Source organism: Neoroseomonas lacus (genome assembly GCF_014644535.1).
In the GTDB taxonomy this organism is placed as follows: domain Bacteria; phylum Pseudomonadota; class Alphaproteobacteria; order Acetobacterales; family Acetobacteraceae; genus Neoroseomonas; species Neoroseomonas lacus.
On sequence record NZ_BMKW01000001.1, the window covers coordinates 33625 to 50797 of the forward strand.

At 67.6% G+C, this 17173-nt stretch carries 16 protein-coding genes, 2 tRNA genes and 1 pseudogene; 8 read left to right on the forward strand and 11 right to left on the reverse strand.

Annotation, left to right across the window (positions count from 1 at the left end):
- Window positions 1-37: 37 nt before the first annotated feature.
- From IEY36_RS00155 to IEY36_RS00175, 5 genes are all read right to left on the reverse strand, one after another.
- Entirely contained in the window at window positions 38-652 is a 615-nt protein-coding gene (locus tag IEY36_RS00155) for a Hint domain-containing protein (protein ID WP_188964899.1), read from the reverse strand.
- 368 nt (window positions 653-1020) lie between these two features.
- The gene (locus IEY36_RS00160) at window positions 1021-2124 is read right to left on the reverse strand and encodes a serine hydrolase domain-containing protein (protein WP_229680972.1); all 1104 of its coding nucleotides are present in this window, start codon (window positions 2122-2124) and stop codon (window positions 1021-1023) included.
- Window positions 2125-2275: 151 nt separating this feature from the next.
- Window positions 2276-2352 (reverse strand) — tRNA-Arg (locus tag IEY36_RS00165).
- A 30-nt stretch (window positions 2353-2382) separates the two neighbouring features.
- On the reverse strand, window positions 2383-2706 hold the full coding sequence (locus IEY36_RS00170; protein ID WP_188964901.1) for an ETC complex I subunit: 324 nt from the start codon (window positions 2704-2706) through the stop codon (window positions 2383-2385).
- A 23-nt stretch (window positions 2707-2729) separates the two neighbouring features.
- Window positions 2730-2803: transfer RNA gene (locus IEY36_RS00175), tRNA-Pro, on the reverse strand.
- Window positions 2804-3552: 749 nt separating this feature from the next.
- Between IEY36_RS00175 and IEY36_RS00180 the strand changes: the two genes are divergently transcribed.
- Window positions 3553-4176, forward strand: a complete 624-nt coding sequence (locus tag IEY36_RS00180; protein ID WP_229681066.1) for a Hint domain-containing protein — start codon at window positions 3553-3555, stop codon at window positions 4174-4176.
- Between the two features lie 45 nt (window positions 4177-4221).
- On the opposite strand, the gene IEY36_RS00185 is transcribed toward IEY36_RS00180, so the two are convergent.
- The 3 genes and pseudogenes from IEY36_RS00185 to IEY36_RS00190 form a co-directional block, all read right to left on the reverse strand.
- On the reverse strand, window positions 4222-4701 hold the full coding sequence (locus IEY36_RS00185) for a DUF192 domain-containing protein (protein ID WP_229680974.1): 480 nt from the start codon (window positions 4699-4701) through the stop codon (window positions 4222-4224).
- A gap of 8 nt (window positions 4702-4709) precedes the next feature.
- Window positions 4710-4910, reverse strand: a complete 201-nt coding sequence (locus IEY36_RS30480) for a hypothetical protein (RefSeq protein WP_229680976.1) — start codon at window positions 4908-4910, stop codon at window positions 4710-4712.
- A 77-nt stretch (window positions 4911-4987) separates the two neighbouring features.
- A pseudogene (locus tag IEY36_RS00190) lies at window positions 4988-5836 on the reverse strand (acetoin utilization protein AcuC); the annotation flags it as partial.
- Between the two features lie 172 nt (window positions 5837-6008).
- Between IEY36_RS00190 and IEY36_RS00195 the strand changes: the two are divergent.
- On the forward strand, window positions 6009-7421 hold the full coding sequence (locus IEY36_RS00195; protein WP_188964904.1) for an AAA family ATPase: 1413 nt from the start codon (window positions 6009-6011) through the stop codon (window positions 7419-7421).
- Between the two features lie 113 nt (window positions 7422-7534).
- Here IEY36_RS00195 and IEY36_RS00200 read toward each other — a convergent pair whose 3' ends face one another.
- The 3 genes from IEY36_RS00200 to IEY36_RS00210 all read right to left on the reverse strand — a co-directional run bounded on the left by IEY36_RS00200 (window position 7535) and on the right by IEY36_RS00210 (window position 11218).
- Entirely contained in the window at window positions 7535-8620 is a 1086-nt protein-coding gene (locus tag IEY36_RS00200; RefSeq protein WP_188964905.1) for an OmpA family protein, read from the reverse strand.
- Between the two features lie 284 nt (window positions 8621-8904).
- Window positions 8905-9825 carry a methylisocitrate lyase gene (gene prpB, locus IEY36_RS00205; protein ID WP_188964906.1) on the reverse strand — a complete coding sequence of 307 codons (921 nt, stop codon included), beginning with the start codon at window positions 9823-9825 and terminating at the stop codon, window positions 8905-8907.
- A 10-nt stretch (window positions 9826-9835) separates the two neighbouring features.
- Window positions 9836-11218: a sodium:proton antiporter gene (locus IEY36_RS00210; RefSeq protein ID WP_229680979.1), complete on the reverse strand. Its 1383-nt coding sequence runs from the start codon at window positions 11216-11218 to the stop codon at window positions 9836-9838.
- A gap of 171 nt (window positions 11219-11389) precedes the next feature.
- On the opposite strand from IEY36_RS00210, the gene IEY36_RS00215 reads away from it, so the two are divergent.
- From IEY36_RS00215 to IEY36_RS00240, 6 genes are all read left to right on the forward strand, one after another.
- Complete coding sequence (locus tag IEY36_RS00215; RefSeq protein ID WP_188964908.1) at window positions 11390-12034, forward strand: SRPBCC family protein; 645 nt, start codon at window positions 11390-11392, stop codon at window positions 12032-12034.
- A 2-nt stretch (window positions 12035-12036) separates the two neighbouring features.
- Window positions 12037-12918, forward strand: coding sequence for an AAA family ATPase (locus IEY36_RS00220; RefSeq protein ID WP_188965475.1), 882 nt, complete (start codon window positions 12037-12039; stop codon window positions 12916-12918).
- 90 nt (window positions 12919-13008) lie between these two features.
- A complete protein-coding gene (locus IEY36_RS00225) occupies window positions 13009-14262 on the forward strand; it encodes a vWA domain-containing protein (protein ID WP_188964909.1) in 1254 nt (417 codons plus the stop codon).
- Window positions 14259-14591, forward strand: coding sequence for an XdhC family protein (locus IEY36_RS00230; protein ID WP_188964910.1), 333 nt, complete (start codon window positions 14259-14261; stop codon window positions 14589-14591). Before IEY36_RS00225 ends, IEY36_RS00230 begins: the two co-directional genes overlap by 4 nt.
- Window positions 14588-15328 (forward strand): XdhC family protein, encoded by a 741-nt coding sequence (locus IEY36_RS00235; RefSeq protein WP_188964911.1) that lies wholly within the window; start codon window positions 14588-14590, stop codon window positions 15326-15328. Before IEY36_RS00230 ends, IEY36_RS00235 begins: the two co-directional genes overlap by 4 nt.
- Window positions 15325-16977: an NTP transferase domain-containing protein gene (locus tag IEY36_RS00240; protein ID WP_188964912.1), complete on the forward strand. Its 1653-nt coding sequence runs from the start codon at window positions 15325-15327 to the stop codon at window positions 16975-16977. Before IEY36_RS00235 ends, IEY36_RS00240 begins: the two co-directional genes overlap by 4 nt.
- Window positions 16978-17173 lie beyond the last annotated feature (196 nt).

The following is a 17173-nucleotide window of genomic DNA, read 5'->3' on the forward strand; positions in this document are numbered from 1 at the left end:
CTCTGGTCGTGTAGCGGCAGTCTACACCGCACCCGGGTCATTCGGGATCCCGGAATGGGGGCACTATCGGTACGGCGGAGGTGAACGGGAAGGCCTCGAGGCGGTCACGCAGCGTGCCGAATTCCGGCCTGGTCTCGGTCGATTGTCGCAGCACCCAACCCATATGCTCGGCCCGCCAGGACAGCAGGGCGCGCAGCGTGGCATCAGGGCTCCGGCGGGGCGCGCAGTCGGGTGCGTCAGGGTGCGGTCGCACTGATTCCACAGCCGCGCCAAAGGCGAGGATGGCGTCATGGCCTCCGAGGACGATCTGCACGATCTCGACCGGCGTCCCGGCAGGTTCTGCCACGACCCCGAGGCCATCCACGAGTGAACCGGCGGCGACGAGCGCACCTTCAAGCAACACGCCGTGGCCCGGCGGTAGCAACAGGTCGTCCTGCGGGGCGCCGTCGTCCAGCGCTTCGGCCCGTATCCTGATCAGCGGGCCATCCCAGCGAAGCCTACGTACTGCCACCACCGCCTGGAACGGGGCCGAACTTCCCGACATGGCCAGCAGCATGGCGCCAGGGGCCAGCGTCTCGACCGGCACCTGGCCGGCCGGCGTCAGCACCATCGTGCCGACCGGAAGGCCGCATTCGGGCGAAGTCTTGTTCACAAGCGTTCCTCATCCCGTAGTGTCGCGTGCAATTGGCTCAGGCATGGCTGGCTCGGCAAAAATTGACCCTGAAACCTGAACCAAAAAGTTGATTTGCGAGGCAGCCGAGCGGTCTATGTCTGCATTCTTACAATAATCGAACAATATGATGATAGGGCTGCAACTGGCCAGCACTGTCCGACCTCTGTCTGCCCATCGGATGTATGTCTTTTCAGCATGCAACCCGTGCGTCTTCGGCACGAGGGAACCGATGCCGACGGACATACTTCCGGGCCGCGCAGAGGCGCGTTGTCCTCAAGACTCGGATGAAAGTGGCACGCCGGCTCGTCTCGCGGAGCCTCCGCCCTCGCGCATGCTCAACCAGCCGCTCAACGGACGAGGGCGGCGAGGACGCCCGCATGGAAGGCCCGACGCTCGGTCCGGAAATCTATTCCATGGGCCGCGGCGAATGGCGGCTGCGGCCAGCACGATAACGTGACGATGACGGTCCGCGCCGCGTGGTTCACGTAGATGCTCTGCCCGGCAAAGCCGACGGCCACCATCGAGCCATCCGGGTCGATCCACCAGCTGTAGCCATAGCCATCGGCACCGTACCCATTGGCCGAGGGGTCAAGCGCGAAATGGCGGCGGCCACATTGCGCGACCCATCCTTCCGGCAGGATGCGGCGATCGCCGACGATGCCATCCTCGAGGATGAACTGCCCGAAGCGGCCGAAATCGCGCAAGGCCAAGCCGGCGCGGCTGCCGCCGATCTCCTGCCCACCATCGGATTCAAGTGTGTAGAAGGCGTCGAACTCCATCCCCGCCGGGCTCCAGATGGCGCGTGACATGGTGGCCGACAGCCCCTCTCCCATCACCGCGCTGACCAGGCAGCCGAGGACATAGGTATCGCCTGTGCAATAGGCGAAGCGGCTGCCTGGCGGGGCCTCCGCCGGCAGGGAGCGCATCAGCGCCAGCACCCCACCCGGCACTTTGTCGCCAAGCGACTTGCTGTAGCGGTTCACCTCGGACTGGCGGTCCGTGTAATCCTCGGACCAGCGGACGCCCGATGACATGGTCAGCAGGTGGCGGATCGTGACCGCGTCGTAAGCCGACCCCCGCAGCGCCGGCAGATGGGCCGAAACGGTTTCATCGAGGCTGCCGATCCGGCCTTCGGCCATGGCGACGCCGACCAGCATCGCGGTCAGCGACTTGACCGTGGACATGCTGGTCCAACGCGTCGCCTCGGCCAGGCCCAGCGCATAGCGTTCGAACCGGATGGTGCCGTCATGCAACACCAGCAGCCCGGCAACCTGGCCGCGGTTCAGATAGTCGGACACGCCGTAGTCGCGCTCGCCGACCTTGTAGCGCGGCGCGATTTCCGCCCCGCGCGCCAATTCTCGGGAGCGCGCACCGCGCCGGATCGTGCGGGTCGCGAATATGGCATCGACATTGGCATAGGCGACCGGCTGCTGGGCGGGCGGCAGCAGCAAGAAGTCTTCTCCGGCAGGGAGGTGGCGTTGGGCCTGGGCGAGGACGCCGCTCATCGGCGAAACCCGTCGGCGCGGCGCGGACATGAATGCGGCATCGGCCAACTCCCGACGGATTTCGGCGGAGTCCCACAGAGGGCGGTCGAAGGGAAATTGGCGCGCCCTGAGGGATTCGAACCCCCGACATTCGACTTAGAAGGTCGATGCTCTATCCAACTGAGCTAAGGGCGCCCGTCCTTACCCCAACACGGGCAAGCGCGGTCAGTGCGACCAGTTCTCGGCGCGGCCGAAGCGGAAGTTGTCCGCATAGACCTTGGGTTTCATCGCAGCCGACGTGGCCGGGACCTCCACCTCATAGGCGATGCCCTGCGCCTCGGCGTAGGCGAGCGCCTGCTCGCGCGTGGCGAACTGCAGGCGGATCTGCCGATTCATGTCACCCGAGCCGACCCAGCCGGTCAGCGGGTCGAGTACCTTCGCCTCGGCCGGGGCGTATTCCAGCAGCCAGCCATGCGAGTTGCCCCTGCCCGACTGCATCGCCGACTTCGGCGGCTGGAAGATGCGGGCCAAGCCCTTGTGCTGCGACATGCTTGCCGTCCTCGGAAAACGAATCGGGGCGACTGGATTCGAACCAGCGACCCCTTGGTCCCAAACCAAGTGCGCTACCAGACTGCGCTACGCCCCGTCGCGGCGCACCCTATGGAAGGGGCGGCCCGGGGGCAAGCGGTGCGGCGGCGTTGCCGCAGAATCTCCGGCTTCGCCCGGGCACGGGCGGCATCGGCCCGGTTGTCGCACCGTGCTCCCCATGCCGAAGCGCTCCATCGGCCTGCAGAACAAGTCGGCGACGAATGATACCAACGGCACGGGACCTTGATGCGTGCCGCCGCCGCGAATGCGGCCCGCCGGGCGTACGGCGGTCATACCGAACGCGTGCCGGTGGCACGCAGCCAGGTGAACCGGAGATTCGCGCCCGGCGTTTGAGGGCAGGAAAATGCGATCGCCGATGGTCAGTAACGTCGACCATCGGTATGAGATCCATACTCACCATTCCGCGACAGGATATGACCAACCTGGCCAAAGGCCTGGGCTGCATGCAGCAAGCTATGCCGGAAGATCGGCCGGCACCGGTGCCGTGTTGCTGCGTGATCAAATCTTCCGGCATTCGCGCCACAGTATAATTTGATTTGGCCGCACAACCTGTGGTGCTAGATCTGGTGCATCAATGCTGTCCTGGGGCAGCTCCCAGCGAGCGTGTTTGCCGAAGCAGGCCGCCGCCAAGGCGACGCCCATCGCCGCGATACCAAACCAAATTGCGAAAGCGTCAGAATGCGCAGGTTCAAGTTGAAGCCATCCGGCCAGCCACTCGCATCCATCGGCCAGGCGCGCGACCCCCGTCGACCCGCCGAGGCCACGCGTAGCAGTCCTTCCTTGCCGGTGGCCGACAACAAGGCGACGAGCGCCGCCATCACCTGCTTCGTCGGCGGGACTATGATCGTGACGGCGCGTGGTGAAATGCCGGTCGAAACTCTGCAGCCCGGCGAGTTAATGATGGACATGCATGAGATGCCGTGCCGCCAGCCGCTGCTACGAATCGGGCGCAGCCGCATCGACCTGGCGCAACTACCGGATCCGACTGCCGTTGCCCCGGTGCTCATCCGGGCCGGCGCCCTGATGAAGGGCTCGCCCATTCGCGACCTGCGCGTCAGCCCCGGCGAAGGCATCCTCCTTGACGGCCGCCTGGTACCGGCGCGACTGCTCGTGAACGGAACGACGATCGTCCAGGAAGTCGACCTTGAGCGCGTGGCTTATTACTACGTGTGGATGGAGGCGCATGCCCTTCTGATCGCCGACGGCACGCTTGCGGAGAGCAGCTTTAACGACGATTGGCAGCGCGACTACAACGATGCTGCCAACGTTACTTCCCTGTCGCCCGCCCCACGCGGCAGCGGTGCCGAACCGCCGCAACGCTGCGTGCCCCTGCTGACCGAGGGGCCCGAACTCCAGTTGATCCAGCAGCGGCTGGCTCTGCTCGCCCGCGGCTCCAACCCGATGCATTGACCATGGCCGCAGCAATCTTGTAGCGGCGAGGCCCTCAAGCCTGGATCAAGGGCCGGTCCCGAACAACGGGTGCAACACCCGGTCGCCGACGCGGATGTTCATTCGTTCCGTCACCCCGGCAGCAAGTTCCAGCGTCGCGCGCACCGGCCCGTGGCTCGAGACGGTCGCCAGCGACTGCGGCACGGTGCGTTCGGCGATGCGATGGATACGCCCGTCCTCCGCGATGAACACCATGTCCAGCGATGAAATGGTGTTGCGCATCCACATGCTGCTCTCGCGCGGGCTGCCCCAGTCGAACAGCATGCCCTCGTCGTCCTTCACCTCGGGGCGGAACATCAGGCCGATCATCTGCTGCTCCGGCCGGATCGCCATCTCGACGGTGAAGGTCAGCCGCCGTCCGTCGCGGGTCAGGATGACCAGCGGCTCGGTCGGCAGGCGCGCCTGCGGTTGATCCACGCCGGGTTGGGCGAGGGCGATGGCGGGAGCGGCGAGAAGGGCGGCCAGCATGGCGCGGCGGAGCATCATGCGCGGACTCATGCCACGTCAGGTGGTGGGGCGGGAAGGTCCACCATGGCCGCGGCCGCCGCACGACGCACCACTGCGCGCACCACGCCGCTACGCGGCGGGTCCACGAGAGTGGTGAACCAGGCCTCGGGCGGGTTGCGCCCCGCCGCACGGGAAAAGGTGAGACCGCGCAACACCGCCTCGGCCGCCGGAGGCAGGCGCTCGGGCATGGCCTGCCCGGTGAGCGTGCCCACACCCCGGCCCAGCAGCGCGCGACCGTCCACGGATTGTACCCGCCGCCACCGAGCACGATCAGCCGCGGCGCCAGCGCCCCCACCGCCGCGACGACCGCCCGATGCGCGTTGTTCGACAGCGCCAGCCTGGCCAGCGGGTCTTCCTCCAGCGCATCGGCCCCGCATTGCAGCATGATGGCTTGGGGGCGCAGATGGCGCGCGATCGGCAGGATCGCCTCATGCAGCACCCACAGCATCTCGCTGTCATTGAACCCCGGCGGCACGGGGATGTTGCGCGCATGCCCCCCGGCGTGGTCCCCCACGGCGCCGGTGAAGGGCCAGCGGCCATCCTCATGCACCGACAGGGTGAAGACGCGTGGGTCATCGTGGAAGGCGTCCTGGACGCCATCGCCATGATGGGCGTCGATGTCGAGATAAAGGATGCGCGTCAGCCCCAGGCCGAGCCATTCGAGCAGCCCAAGCACGGCGTCATTAACGAAGCAGAACCCGCTCGCCCGATCGGGCCGGCCGTGATGGGTGCCGCCACCCGGCACATGGACCACGCCGCCCTGGCCGGTCAGCCGGGCGGCGAGCATCGTGCCGCCGGCGCTGGTGGCGGGGCGGCGGAACATCTCGCGATAGATCGGGTTGCCATCGGCGCCGAGGCGGAAGCGCTCGCGCTCCTCGGGGCTGACCGTCAGGGTCGCCTCGGCCCGCTGCAGCGCCGCGAGATACGCCGGCGCGTGGAACCGGGCGAGGTCATCGAGGCTCGCAATCGGGCTGTCGCGGTACTGCGCCTCGGGCAGCCAGCCGAGCGCGCGGATCAGGTCGAGCGTCACCGACACGCGCGGGATCGCCAGCGGGTGCTTGGGCCCGAAGCTGGAGCGACGGTAGATCTCGGAACCGATCAGGACGGGAAGCATGCGCGCCGTGCAGGGATGGGTCCGCCGCCGCTCCGGCGCAAGCCCCCATCGCCCGCGCCGATCAACGCCACGCCACAACCCGGCCGAGCCTTGACGATAGACCGGAGCGCCCGCCGCGGATAGCGTCCACACAATGCCGTGACTCGCCCGGCATTATGCTCGGAGAGACGTCTTGCGCTTCAGTGACCTTCTCGTCGCTCTCGAACTGCTGTCGCGCCACGACGTCAATGACGCTCTGGAGATGCAATCGCGCTCAGGCCGCCCACTCGGTGACGTGCTGGTCGAAATGGGCCTGCTCAACGCCAGCACCGTGGCCAATCTGCAGGAAGGCCTGCCAGCGCCGCCAGACAGCATCGCGCAGCTCGGCATCGATATGCGCATCGTGCTCGACATGCTGGTGAAGTATCTCAGCAATACCGGCCAGGGCAGCACCGCCTCGATCGCCGAGGTGCTCGCCATCTCGCGGCGCCTCGCCACCGTGTTGATCGAGACCGCCCGCGCGCAAGGGGTGGTCGAGCTCAAGCCTGGCATCGTTGCCGGCGAGTTGCGCGTGGACCTGACCCCGCGCGGGCGTTCCATGGCGGTCGAAGCCTTCGCCAACAACGCCTATATCGGCCCCCTGCCCGTCTCGCTCGATGAGTATTCGCGCCGTGTGCTGCGCCAGAAGATCAGCTCGGAATTGGTGACCGCACAGGCGGTCGCAGCGGCGATGGACCCCCTGGTGGTGGAGGAAAGCCTGCTCGCCAAAGTTGGCATCGCCGCCAATGCGGGTCGATCCATCCTGCTCTATGGCGCGCCCGGCAACGGTAAGACCTCGATCGCCGAACGCATGGTCAAGGCCTTCGGGGCGATGGTGCTGGTGCCGCATTGCTTCGAGGTCAGCGGGCAGATCGTCAAGGTCTTCGACCCGTCGGTGCATCGCCGTTTGGGTGCCGAGAGCAGCCGCGGCACGGTATCAAGCCTTTTCGCGGACGAATTCGACCCTCGCTGGGTGCCCTGCCGGCGGCCCTTCGTCTCGGCCGGCGGCGAGCTCAGCCTCGACATGCTCGACCTGAAATTCGAGGAAACGGCCCGCTTCTACGAAGCCCCCCTGCATGTGAAGGCGATGAACGGCGTGCTGCTGATCGACGATTTCGGTCGCCAGTTGGCGCGGCCGGAAGCGCTGCTCAATCGCTGGGTCGTGCCGATGGACCGGCGCATCGACTTCCTCAAGCTGCACACCGGGCAGTCCTTCCAGATTCCATTCGATCAGCTGCTGGTGTTCTCCACCAATCTCTCGCCGCGCGACCTGATGGACCCAGCCTTCCTGCGCCGGCTGCCCTACAAGATCCACGTCCAAGGCCCGAGCACCGCGGACTTCGCCGTGCTGTTGCGCGCCAAGGCGGAGGACCTCGGCATCGACTATCCCGAGGCCGCGATCGTCTCGACGATCCAGTCGATCATGGAGCACGGCACGCCGCTGGCCTACTATCAGGCGAGCGAGATCCCGCAGCAGATCGCCGATCTCTGCCAGTTCGTCGGCCGGCCGCTGGTCGCCGACGACGCGTCGATCAGCTTCGCCCTGGGCAATCTGCTGGTCGAGTGACGCTACGCGCCCGCCATCGGGCGCAGTCTGCCCGCTGACCGAGCGCAGCTGCACAGGATACCCCGGCCCGGCGCCTAGCGCCGAACCGGGGAGAGGCGTTCGCGCCGGTGCGATCAGCGAAGAATGATCTCGACGCGCCGGTTCTGCGGCTCCCGCGTGTTGTCGGGGGTTGCCACCAGCAGGTTGGTCTCGCCGAAGCCCTGGGCGACGATCTCGTTGCGTGGCACGCCTAGCCGCACGAGTTCCGCCGCAACCGCATTGGCTCGCCGCACGGACAGTCCCTGATTGTACTGCGCCGAACCCGACGTGTCGGTATAGCCATTCACCTCGATGCGGGTTACCGCCTGGCTGGTGCGCGCCTGCGCCGCCTCGCCGATGATCTGGCGTGCGCGATCGTTGAGGTCGGCGCGATTCCAGTCAAAGAACACCAAGAAGGTGCGTGCCGGCGCGGGCGCCGCGGCGGGCGGCGGCGCGGCCGGTGGGGCGACGCCGAAGGAGTACCGCACGCCAAGCAGGATCGAATGGTTGAAGCTGTCCGAGCTGAACTTGCCGCGCGAGACTGCCGTCGGCTGGGCCACGCGGGCCGCTAGGCCATCGAGTTCGGGGTCGATCACCTGCATGAAGCGGTAGTCGAGGGTTAGCGCCCAGCGTTCGTTGAGCGGCACCGCGAAGCCAGCGATCAGCTGATAGGCGAAATTGCTGTCGGTATCATCCGAGCCGATGCGCGCGATGGAATTGGTGCCGCGCACGGCATGCCATTCGGTCCACATGTATCCGGCACCGGCGCCGAGATAAGGACGGAAATGCGGGCTGACCGCGAACTCATAAAGAAGGTTCGCCATTACGCCATAGGTGCGCTGGCTGCCGCGGAACTGGCCGAAACTGCCGCCGCCGAAGCCGGACATACCGTCCACCTCATTGTAGCGGAAGCTGCCTTCGAGTTCGGCGCGCAGCCCGTTGCCGAAGCCGTAGCCCACGGCGATCGCACCGCCATAGCCGAGGTTGAAATCGACCGTACCACTGCTGCCCATGCCGGTCGTCGCCGCACTGCCATTCAGACCGGCCCCGAGCGTGATGTCACTGCTCTGGAGGAAGTTCAGCATGGCGCCGCCGCCGACATACAGACCGGTGACATGTTGAGCCGAAGCCGCGCCACTGACGCCAACCAGTGCCGCTGTTGTGAGGAGCAAATTGCGCATGAGATTTCCTTCGGCTGACTGCTGCATAGGTGTTCCGGAGGCGGTACGGCACCTCCTGTAACCCGCCAACGTGTCGTCTGCGTCAGGGTTTCGTCTCATTCATGAAAAATTTACTACCGCCGACGCTTGGATGACGCGGGCCACGCCGCGATCCCTCCGGCAGGGCAGACGCCAAGCCGTGCTCGTCCCGCACGGCGCCCGCCACCTTCCTTCGGGCGCCAGGGGCACCGCCACCCATCCCGGTCAGTAGACTGACGTGGACGGGACGGCCGGCGATCGGGCATTCAGACCTGCGGCATACCCTCGGGCACGATGGTCCGGATCAGGCTGGCATCGAGCGATTCATACGCGTGGTAATGGATCGTCTCGTACAGCTCGGCGCGCGTCTGCATGCGGTCGATCATCTTCTGCGTGCCGCCGTCGCGCGTGATGGCGCCATACAGGTCCTCCATCGCCTTCGCGGCGACCCGCAGATGGCTCACAGGCCAGATCACCATCGCATAGCCCATCGCCTGGAACTCAGCGGCGGTGAAGAAGGGCGTGCGGCCGAACTCGGTCATGTTCGCGAGCAGCTTCACCCCCGGCATGCGCCTGGCGAATTCGACGAACATCTCCTTCGTCGTCAGCGCCTCGGGGAAGATCGCATCGGCGCCGGCATCGAGGTAGCGCTGCGCGCGGGTGACGGCACCGTCCATGCCCTCGCTCGCCGCCGCGTCGGTGCGGGCGATGATGACGAGGTTCTTGCGCGCCTTGCGGGCCGCGGCGACCTTGGCCGCCATGTCATCCGCGCTGGCCAGCTTCTTGTCGTTCAGATGCCCGCACTTCTTCGGCAGCAGCTGATCCTCGAGATGCACCGCCCCTGCCCCGGCTTCCTCGAAGCAGCGGACCATGTGCATGACGTTCAGCGCCTCGCCATAGCCGGTGTCGCCATCGACCAGCACCGGCAGCGCCGAGGCGCGCACCACTTGGCGGATATGCCAGGCGACGTCATCGACCGTGATCATGCCGAGATCGGGCAGGCCCATGGTCGCCGACATGGCGGCGCCGGACATGTACAGCGCCTCGAACCCCTGCTTCTTCGCCAGCAGCGCCGCGATGCCCAGGTGCGCCCCGGGCATCTGCAGGATCTTGGGACGGTCGAGCAGGCGGCGGAACCGCACGCCCGCGGGTTCGTCGGGGATGTCGTCGGCGATCACGTAGGGCATGCGGCCCTCCTCAGAAGAAGATCAGCGTTACAAGAATAAACAGCGGGATCAGGAACGCCACCGCCCAGGCGCAATAGCCGAAGAAGGAGGGCATGCGCTCGCCATTCTCCTCGGCGATCGCCTTCACCATGAAGTTCGGTGCGTTGCCGATATACGAATTGGCCCCCATGAACACCGCCCCACAGGAAATCGCCGTCAGCGTCAGCGCCCCCTCGTTCATCAGATGCACGGGGTCGCCACCGGCCAGGTTGAAGAAGACGAGGTAGGTCGGCGCGTTGTCGAGGAAGGAGGAGAGCAACCCCGACAACCAGAAGAACACCCACGGCACCGGCTCCCCGGCGTCATTGGTGGTGAGTGCCACCAGCGGTGCGGCCGCCCCCTCCATGCCCGCGCGCAGGATCGCCAGCACAGGGGCCATGGTGACGAAAATCGCCGCGAACAGCTTGGCTACCTCCAGGATGGCGCCCCAGGCGAAGCCGTTCGCCTCCCGCAGTGCCGGCGGTGTGAGGCGGATCGACGCATAGGTGATGGCCAGGAACACCGCCACGCCGAGCAACCGCTCACTGCCGATATGCTGGCCGAACAGCGTCACCTCGCCCGGCTGCCAGGCGCCCTGCAGCAGCACCATCGCCACCACGCCACCAATCAGGGCGAGGTTGACCGTCCCCTCGAGGCGCAGCGGCTCCCGCGCCCCAGGGGCTGGCGCATGGGCCTTCTCCTTCGCCCAGGCGATCGAATCCAACACGTAATAGACGCCAAGCAGCAACACCGCGCAGAACAGAAATTCGTGAAAGAGATGCGTCGTCGTCCAGAAGAACGACACGCCCTTGAGGAAGCCGAGATAAAGTGGCGGATCACCCAGCGGCGTCAGCGACCCGCCGATATTGCTGACCAGGAAGATAAAGAACACGAAGGTGTGGGTCTTGCGCCTGCGGAAGGCATTGGCGCGCAGCACCGGGCGGATCAGCAGCATCGAGGCGCCGGTCGTGCCCATGATCGAGGCGATCACTGTCCCCAGGGCAAGCAGCGCCACATTGGTCAGGGGCGTGCCGACCAGCGAACCCTTCAGCAGCACCCCGCCGCCCGTGACATACAGGGCGAGCAACAGCGCGATGAACGGGATGTATTCCTGCAGGACGATGTGCCAGACGTCTCCGGCCGCCCTTTCGGGCCCAAAGACGACCGCGAAGGGCAGCACCAGCAACGCCGCCCAGCCGGCCGAGATCTTCCCGTAATGGTGATGCCAGACATGCCCGGCGAGCAGCGGCATCAGTGCGATCGAAAGCAGCATGCCGGCGAAGGGTATCGCCCAGAACAGGGAGAGATCGGCCCCGCTCGCCTCCGCCTCCGCCGCCGCCGCCGGCGTCGCGGCCAGCAGGACGGGCAGCATCATTGCGGGAACGGCTCTGGCCAGACGCATCGTTGCTCGATCCCCCATGTTGCCCCGGGGGCGGCACCCCGTTCGCCGTCCTTGCAGGACGCGCGCCACCACCACAAGAGGGGCGCCCCCCTTTTCCGCCCCCGCCCCCGGCCCTAGTTTGCCCGACAGACAGGAGACCACCCCATGGACATGAGCGGCGAACGCCACATCCAAGCATCGCGCCAGCGGGTCTGGGACGCGCTGAACGACCCCGAGATGTTGCGTGCCTCGATCCCGGGTTGCGAATCCGTCACCCGTACGGCCGAGGATGCCTTCGAGGCCAAGGTGTCGCTGAAGATCGGGCCGATGGCCGCGAAGTTCGGCGGCAAGGTTAAGCTCGAGAACATCAACGCGCCGATCTCCTACACCATCACCGGTGAGGGCAATGGCGGGGCGATGGGCTTCGCCAAGGGCGGCGCAGATGTGGCGCTGGAGGAGATCAGCGCCGATGAGACGCTGCTGAAGTATTCGGTGAAGGCGCAGGTCGGCGGCAAGATGGCGCAGTTGGGCGCCCGCCTGATTGACAGCACGGCCAAGCAGATGTCCGACCAGTTCTTCGATCGCTTCGCCGCCGCCGTCGCCCCGCCGCCGCCGGCCGAGGAACTCGCCCCGGCCGCCGCGATGGCAGGCCATGCGGCACCTGCCGCCGCCGCACCGCGTGCGCTGCCGCCCGCACCGGCGGGAATCTCGATCTTCGATCTGCTGCCCGAGGCGCCGCTGGGCATTCCGTTGCTCGCCTGGGCAGGCACGGTGATCTGGCTGGTCATCCTGGTGCTGATGTTCCTGTGACCATGCCCCACAGCGTCGAGGAGACGCAGGCGCTGCTGGCGGCTGGCGGCTACATCGCCGACCGGGCGCTGGCGACGACGGTGCATCTCGCGCTCCGCATGGGCCGGCCGCTGTTCCTCGAAGGCGAACCGGGCACTGGGAAGACCGAGATCGCCAAGGTCCTGGCGAAGATGCTGCCGCGGCACTTGGTGCGGTTGCAGTGCTATGACGGGCTGGACCTGTCGGCGGCGGCCTATGAGTGGAACCATGCGAGGCAGCTCATGGCGATCCGCCTGGCGGAGGCCGCAGGGGAGACAGACCGTGATGCGCTGGAGCGCGGCATCTATGACCGTCGTTTCCTGCAAGCCCGCCCGTTGTTGCAGGCCCTGGAAGGCGAACCCTCGGTTCTGCTGATCGATGAGCTCGACCGGGCGGACGAGCCCTTCGAGGCCTTCCTGCTGGAGATCCTGGGCGACTTCCAGATCAGCATCCCCGAACTTGGCACGGTGCGGGCGGAGACGCCGCCTGTTGTGATCATCACGTCGAACCGCACGCGGGAAGTGCATGACGCGGTGCGTCGGCGCTGCCTGTATCACTGGGTTGATTACCCTGATGCGGTGCGCGAACGCGCCATCCTGCGGGTGCGGGCGCCGGGCCTGCCCGAGAAACTGTCGGCGCAGATCGTCGCCTTCGTGCAGAAGGTCCGTGAAGGCGATTACTTCAAGCTGCCCGGCGTCGCGGAGACGATCGACTGGTCGCAGGCGCTCTCGGCATTGGACGCCAAGGAGCTTGAGCCCGGTGCCGTCGATGAGACCCTGGGCGTGCTGCTGAAATACCAGGACGACATCGCGAAGCTGCGGGGCGCCGAGGCCGCGCGCCTCCTTTCAGAGGTGGCCGCGCCGTGATGGGCCCGGTCTGTCGCGTCGGCCCTGCCCTGGTGACAGACAAAAAAGGGAGGGGGTCCGGGGGAGGTCTTCCTCCCCTGGCCTTTCCCCATGTTTCCTGACCGCGACGCCGCCCGCATCATCGGTGCAGCCCAGGCGCGCGCCGCTGGTGCATCGGCGGCCCCCGGCGGTCACTTCGCCGACAATCTGCTGGCCTTCACCCGCCTGCTGCGCCGGACGGGCCTGCCGCTCGGCCCCGGCGAGGCGATCGCCGGGCTCGAGGCGCTGACCGAGATCGACCTCGCCGAACGCCGCCAGGTCCATGCCGCGCTGCGCGCCGTGATGGTGCACAAGCGCGAGCATTTCGAGATGTTCGACCAGGCCTTTCAGCTGTTCTGGCGCGACCCGGAGGCGGCAGCCCATGCCGCCGCCATGGCGCTGATGGACGCCAACAAGCCGAAGGACGAGAAGCCGCCGCCGGCCTCCCGTCGCCTCGCCGAGGCGATGCAGGAGAACAAGCCGAAGCCGAAGCTGGCCGACGAGCCGCCGCCGCAGCACGACATGACCTTCACGGTCAGCGAGCGCGAGCGGCTGAGCGAGATGGATTTCGAGGCGATGTCGGCGGCCGAGATCGCCGAGGCGAAGCAGGAGATCAAGCGACTGGTCCTGCCGCTCGACGAGCGGCGCACGCGGCGCTTCCGGCCGGACCCGCTGGGGCCGGTGGCGGATTTGCGGGCGACGGTGCGGCAGTCGCTGCGGACGGGCGGCGAGATTCTCGACCTCGCGCGCCGGCGGCGCATCACGCGGCCGCCGCCGCTGGTGGTGTTGTGCGACATCAGTGGCAGCATGTCGCGCTACGCGCAGATCATGCTGCATTTCCTACACGCGGTCGCCAATGACCGGGACCGCGTGCACACGTTCCTGTTTGGCACGCGGCTGACGAATGTGACGCGGCAGCTCAGGCATCGCGACCCGGAGGTCGCCTTCGAGATGATCTCCCACATCGTGCCGGACTGGTCGGGCGGCACGCGCATCGGCGAGAGCCTCGACCTGTTCAACCGGCAATGGGGCAAGCGGGTGCTGGGCCAGGGCGCCGTGGTGCTGCTGATCACCGACGGGCTCGACCGAGAGGGTGCCAAGGGCCTGGCCGAGGCGACCGGGCGGCTGCGCGGTTCGTGCCGGCGGCTCATTTGGCTGAATCCGCTGTTGAGATTCGCGGGCTTCCAGCCCAAATCGCAAGGCATCCGGGCGATGTTGCCCCATGTGGACGATTTCCGCCCGGTGCATAACCTGAACAGCCTGCGTGACCTGGTGGCCTCGCTTTCCGAGAGGCACGGCGCGCAGCGCGGGAGGATGGCGGCATGACGACCGACACCACGAATTCCGAGGACATCCTCGCCACCGCGGCGGCCTGGAAGGCGGCCGGCGAGAGCGTGGCGATCGCGACGGTGGTCGAGACCTGGGGCAGCAGCCCGCGGCCGGCGGGCTCGCGCCTGGCGGTGACCGCCTCGGGGCGGCTGGCCGGCTCGGTCTCGGGCGGCTGCATCGAGGGGGCGGTGGCCGATGCGGCGAAGCAGGCGATGGCCTCGGGCACGCCGCAATTGCTCGATTTCGGCGTCTCGGATGAGCGCGCCTGGGAGGTTGGGCTGTCCTGTGGCGGCAAGGTGAAGGTGTTCGTGGAGCCGCTCGCGTGAAGGCGGAAACCCTGGCCCGGCTGCAGGCCGAGCGCGCCGCGCAACGCCCCGTCGTGCTGCTGACGCGGCTGACCGATGGGGCCGAGCATCTGTGGCCGCAGGATACCGTACCCGAGGCGCTGGCCGAGGCCGCCCACGCCGCGCTCGGCTCGGAGAAAGCCGGTTCCGTCAGCGTCGATGGCGAGCCTTGGTTCATCCACCCGCATAACCCGCCGCTGCGCATCATCGTGGTCGGCGCGGTGCATATCGCTCAGGCGATGGCGCCGATGGCCGCCCCGCTCGGCTTCCAGATGATCGTGGTCGACCCGCGCCGCGCCTTCGCGACGGAGGAACGCCTGCCCGGCGTCTCGCTGAACACCGACTGGCCGGATGAAGCCATGGCGACGCTGAAGCCCGATGCGCGCACTGCCGTGGTAACGTTGACGCATGATCCAAAGCTCGATGACCCCGCGCTCGATGCCGCGCTGAAGTCGGACGCATTCTACATCGGCGCGCTGGGCAGCCGTCGGACGCACGCCAAGCGCGTCGCCCGCCTGAACGAGCTGGGCCATGGTGGGGCGGCAATCGCGCGCATCCACGCCCCGGTGGGGCTCGACATCGAGGCGGTCACCGCGCCTGAGATCGCGCTGTCGGTCATGGCCGAGATCGTCGCCGCGCGACGCGGCGCCACGCTCGGCGCCCCGCGCCCCCTCCCCGCGCCGGCCGAAGGCCGCGTCAGCATTGGCATCTCCGCATGATCTTTGGCCCGACGCCGATCGATGAAGCCAAGGGCGCCGTTCTCGCCCATTCGCTCCGGCTCACCGGAAAGGTGCTCAAGAAGGGCACGGTGCTCGACGACGAGGCGATTGCCGCGATCCGCGAGTCCGGCAAGCGCGACGTGATCACCGCCCGCCTCCAAGCCGGCGACGTGCCCGAGGACGAGGCGGCCGAACGCCTCGCTCAGGCGCTCCTGGCGACGCATCTCGCCAAATCCCGCGCGGCGACCGGGCGGGTCAACCTGCTCGCCGAGACCGCCGGGCTGCTGGTGATCGACGCGAAACGTATCGACCAGATCAACGCGGTCGATGAGAGCGTCACCGTCGCCACCCTGCCCAACCACAGCGTGGTGACGGCGAAGGAAATGGTCGCGACCATCAAGATCATCCCCTTCGCGGTGCCTGGCCCGGTGCTGGGCGTGGCCGAGGCCGTGGCGCGGCGCGCCGGCCCGCCCTTCGCCATCCATCCCTTTCGTGCCCTGAAGGTCGGGCTGGTGCTTACCGAGATTCCGGGCATCAAGGACAAGGAAAGCGTCATGGAAGGCGCGGTGGAGGCCACCGCCACCCGCGTCGAGGCTCTGTGCGGGACCATGCTGCCGGTCGAGCGCGCCCGCCATGAGGAAGGCCCGGTTGCCGAGGCGCTCGGCCGGCTGAAGCGCGCCGGGGCGGAGGTGCTGCTGATCGCCGGCGCCTCGGCCGTGGTGGACCGGCGCGATGTCGGCCCGGCCGCGATCGTGCGCGCCGGCGGCGTCATCACCCATTTCGGCATGCCGGTCGATCCAGGGAACTTGTTGTGCCTTGGGCGGATCGGGGACATCCCGGCCATGGTGCTGCCCGGCTGCGCGCGCAGCCCCAAGCTCAACGGCTTCGACTGGGTACTGCAACGCGTCTTCGCCGGGCTGACCGTCACCGGCGACGACATCATGGCGATGGGCGTTGGCGGGCTGCTGAAGGAGATCGAGGTCCGCCCGCTGCCGCGCGAACAGGCGCCGCGGATGCCGCCACCCGCCCTCGCGCCACGCCGCGCCCGACGCGTCGCCGCGGTGGTGCTGGCCGCCGGGCGGTCTCGCCGGATGGCGCCGCTGAACAAGCTGCTGGTGGCCGATACCCAGGGCGTGGCGATGGTCGCGCGCGTCATCGACAATGTGCTCGCGAGCCACGCGCGCCCCGTCGTGGTGGTGACCGGGCATGAACGCGACCGGGTCGAGGAAGCGCTGGCGAACCGGCCGGTGCTGATCGCCCATGCCGATGACTATGCCGAGGGGTTGTCCGCATCGCTCAAGGCCGGACTCGCGGCGCTGCCGACAGATGTCGAGGGCTTTCTGGTCTGCCTGGGCGACATGCCACTGGTCGCCGGGCCGATGCTGGACCGGCTGATCGCCGCCTTCGACCCTGAGGAAGGCCGCGCCATCGTCATGCCGACCTTCCGCGGCAAGCAGGGCAACCCGATGCTCTGGAGCCGGGAATTCCTGGCGGAGATCCTGACCATCACGGGCGATGTCGGCGCGCGGCACCTGGTGGGCAAGCACGCCGACCGGATGGTGGAAGTCGAGATGGCCGATGACGCCGTGTTGCGGGATTTCGACACGACGGATGCGCTGAAGGGGTTGCCGAAGACAGTGAAGGTGTGAGGTTGGACGTTGGAGGGGCTCTGCCCCTCCAAAGCCCCAGGGGCCTCTGGATACCTTGACGTAGCGCCGGGCACCGAAGGCGTGCGGGTAGCCGAAGGGCGGCCCGGCAGATGACCTAAGCGGCTGATTTTATGAACTTTAAGATTTTAGGATTTTAGGATTTTACTGGGCCACGGCGGCCGGGGCGCGCGGCCAA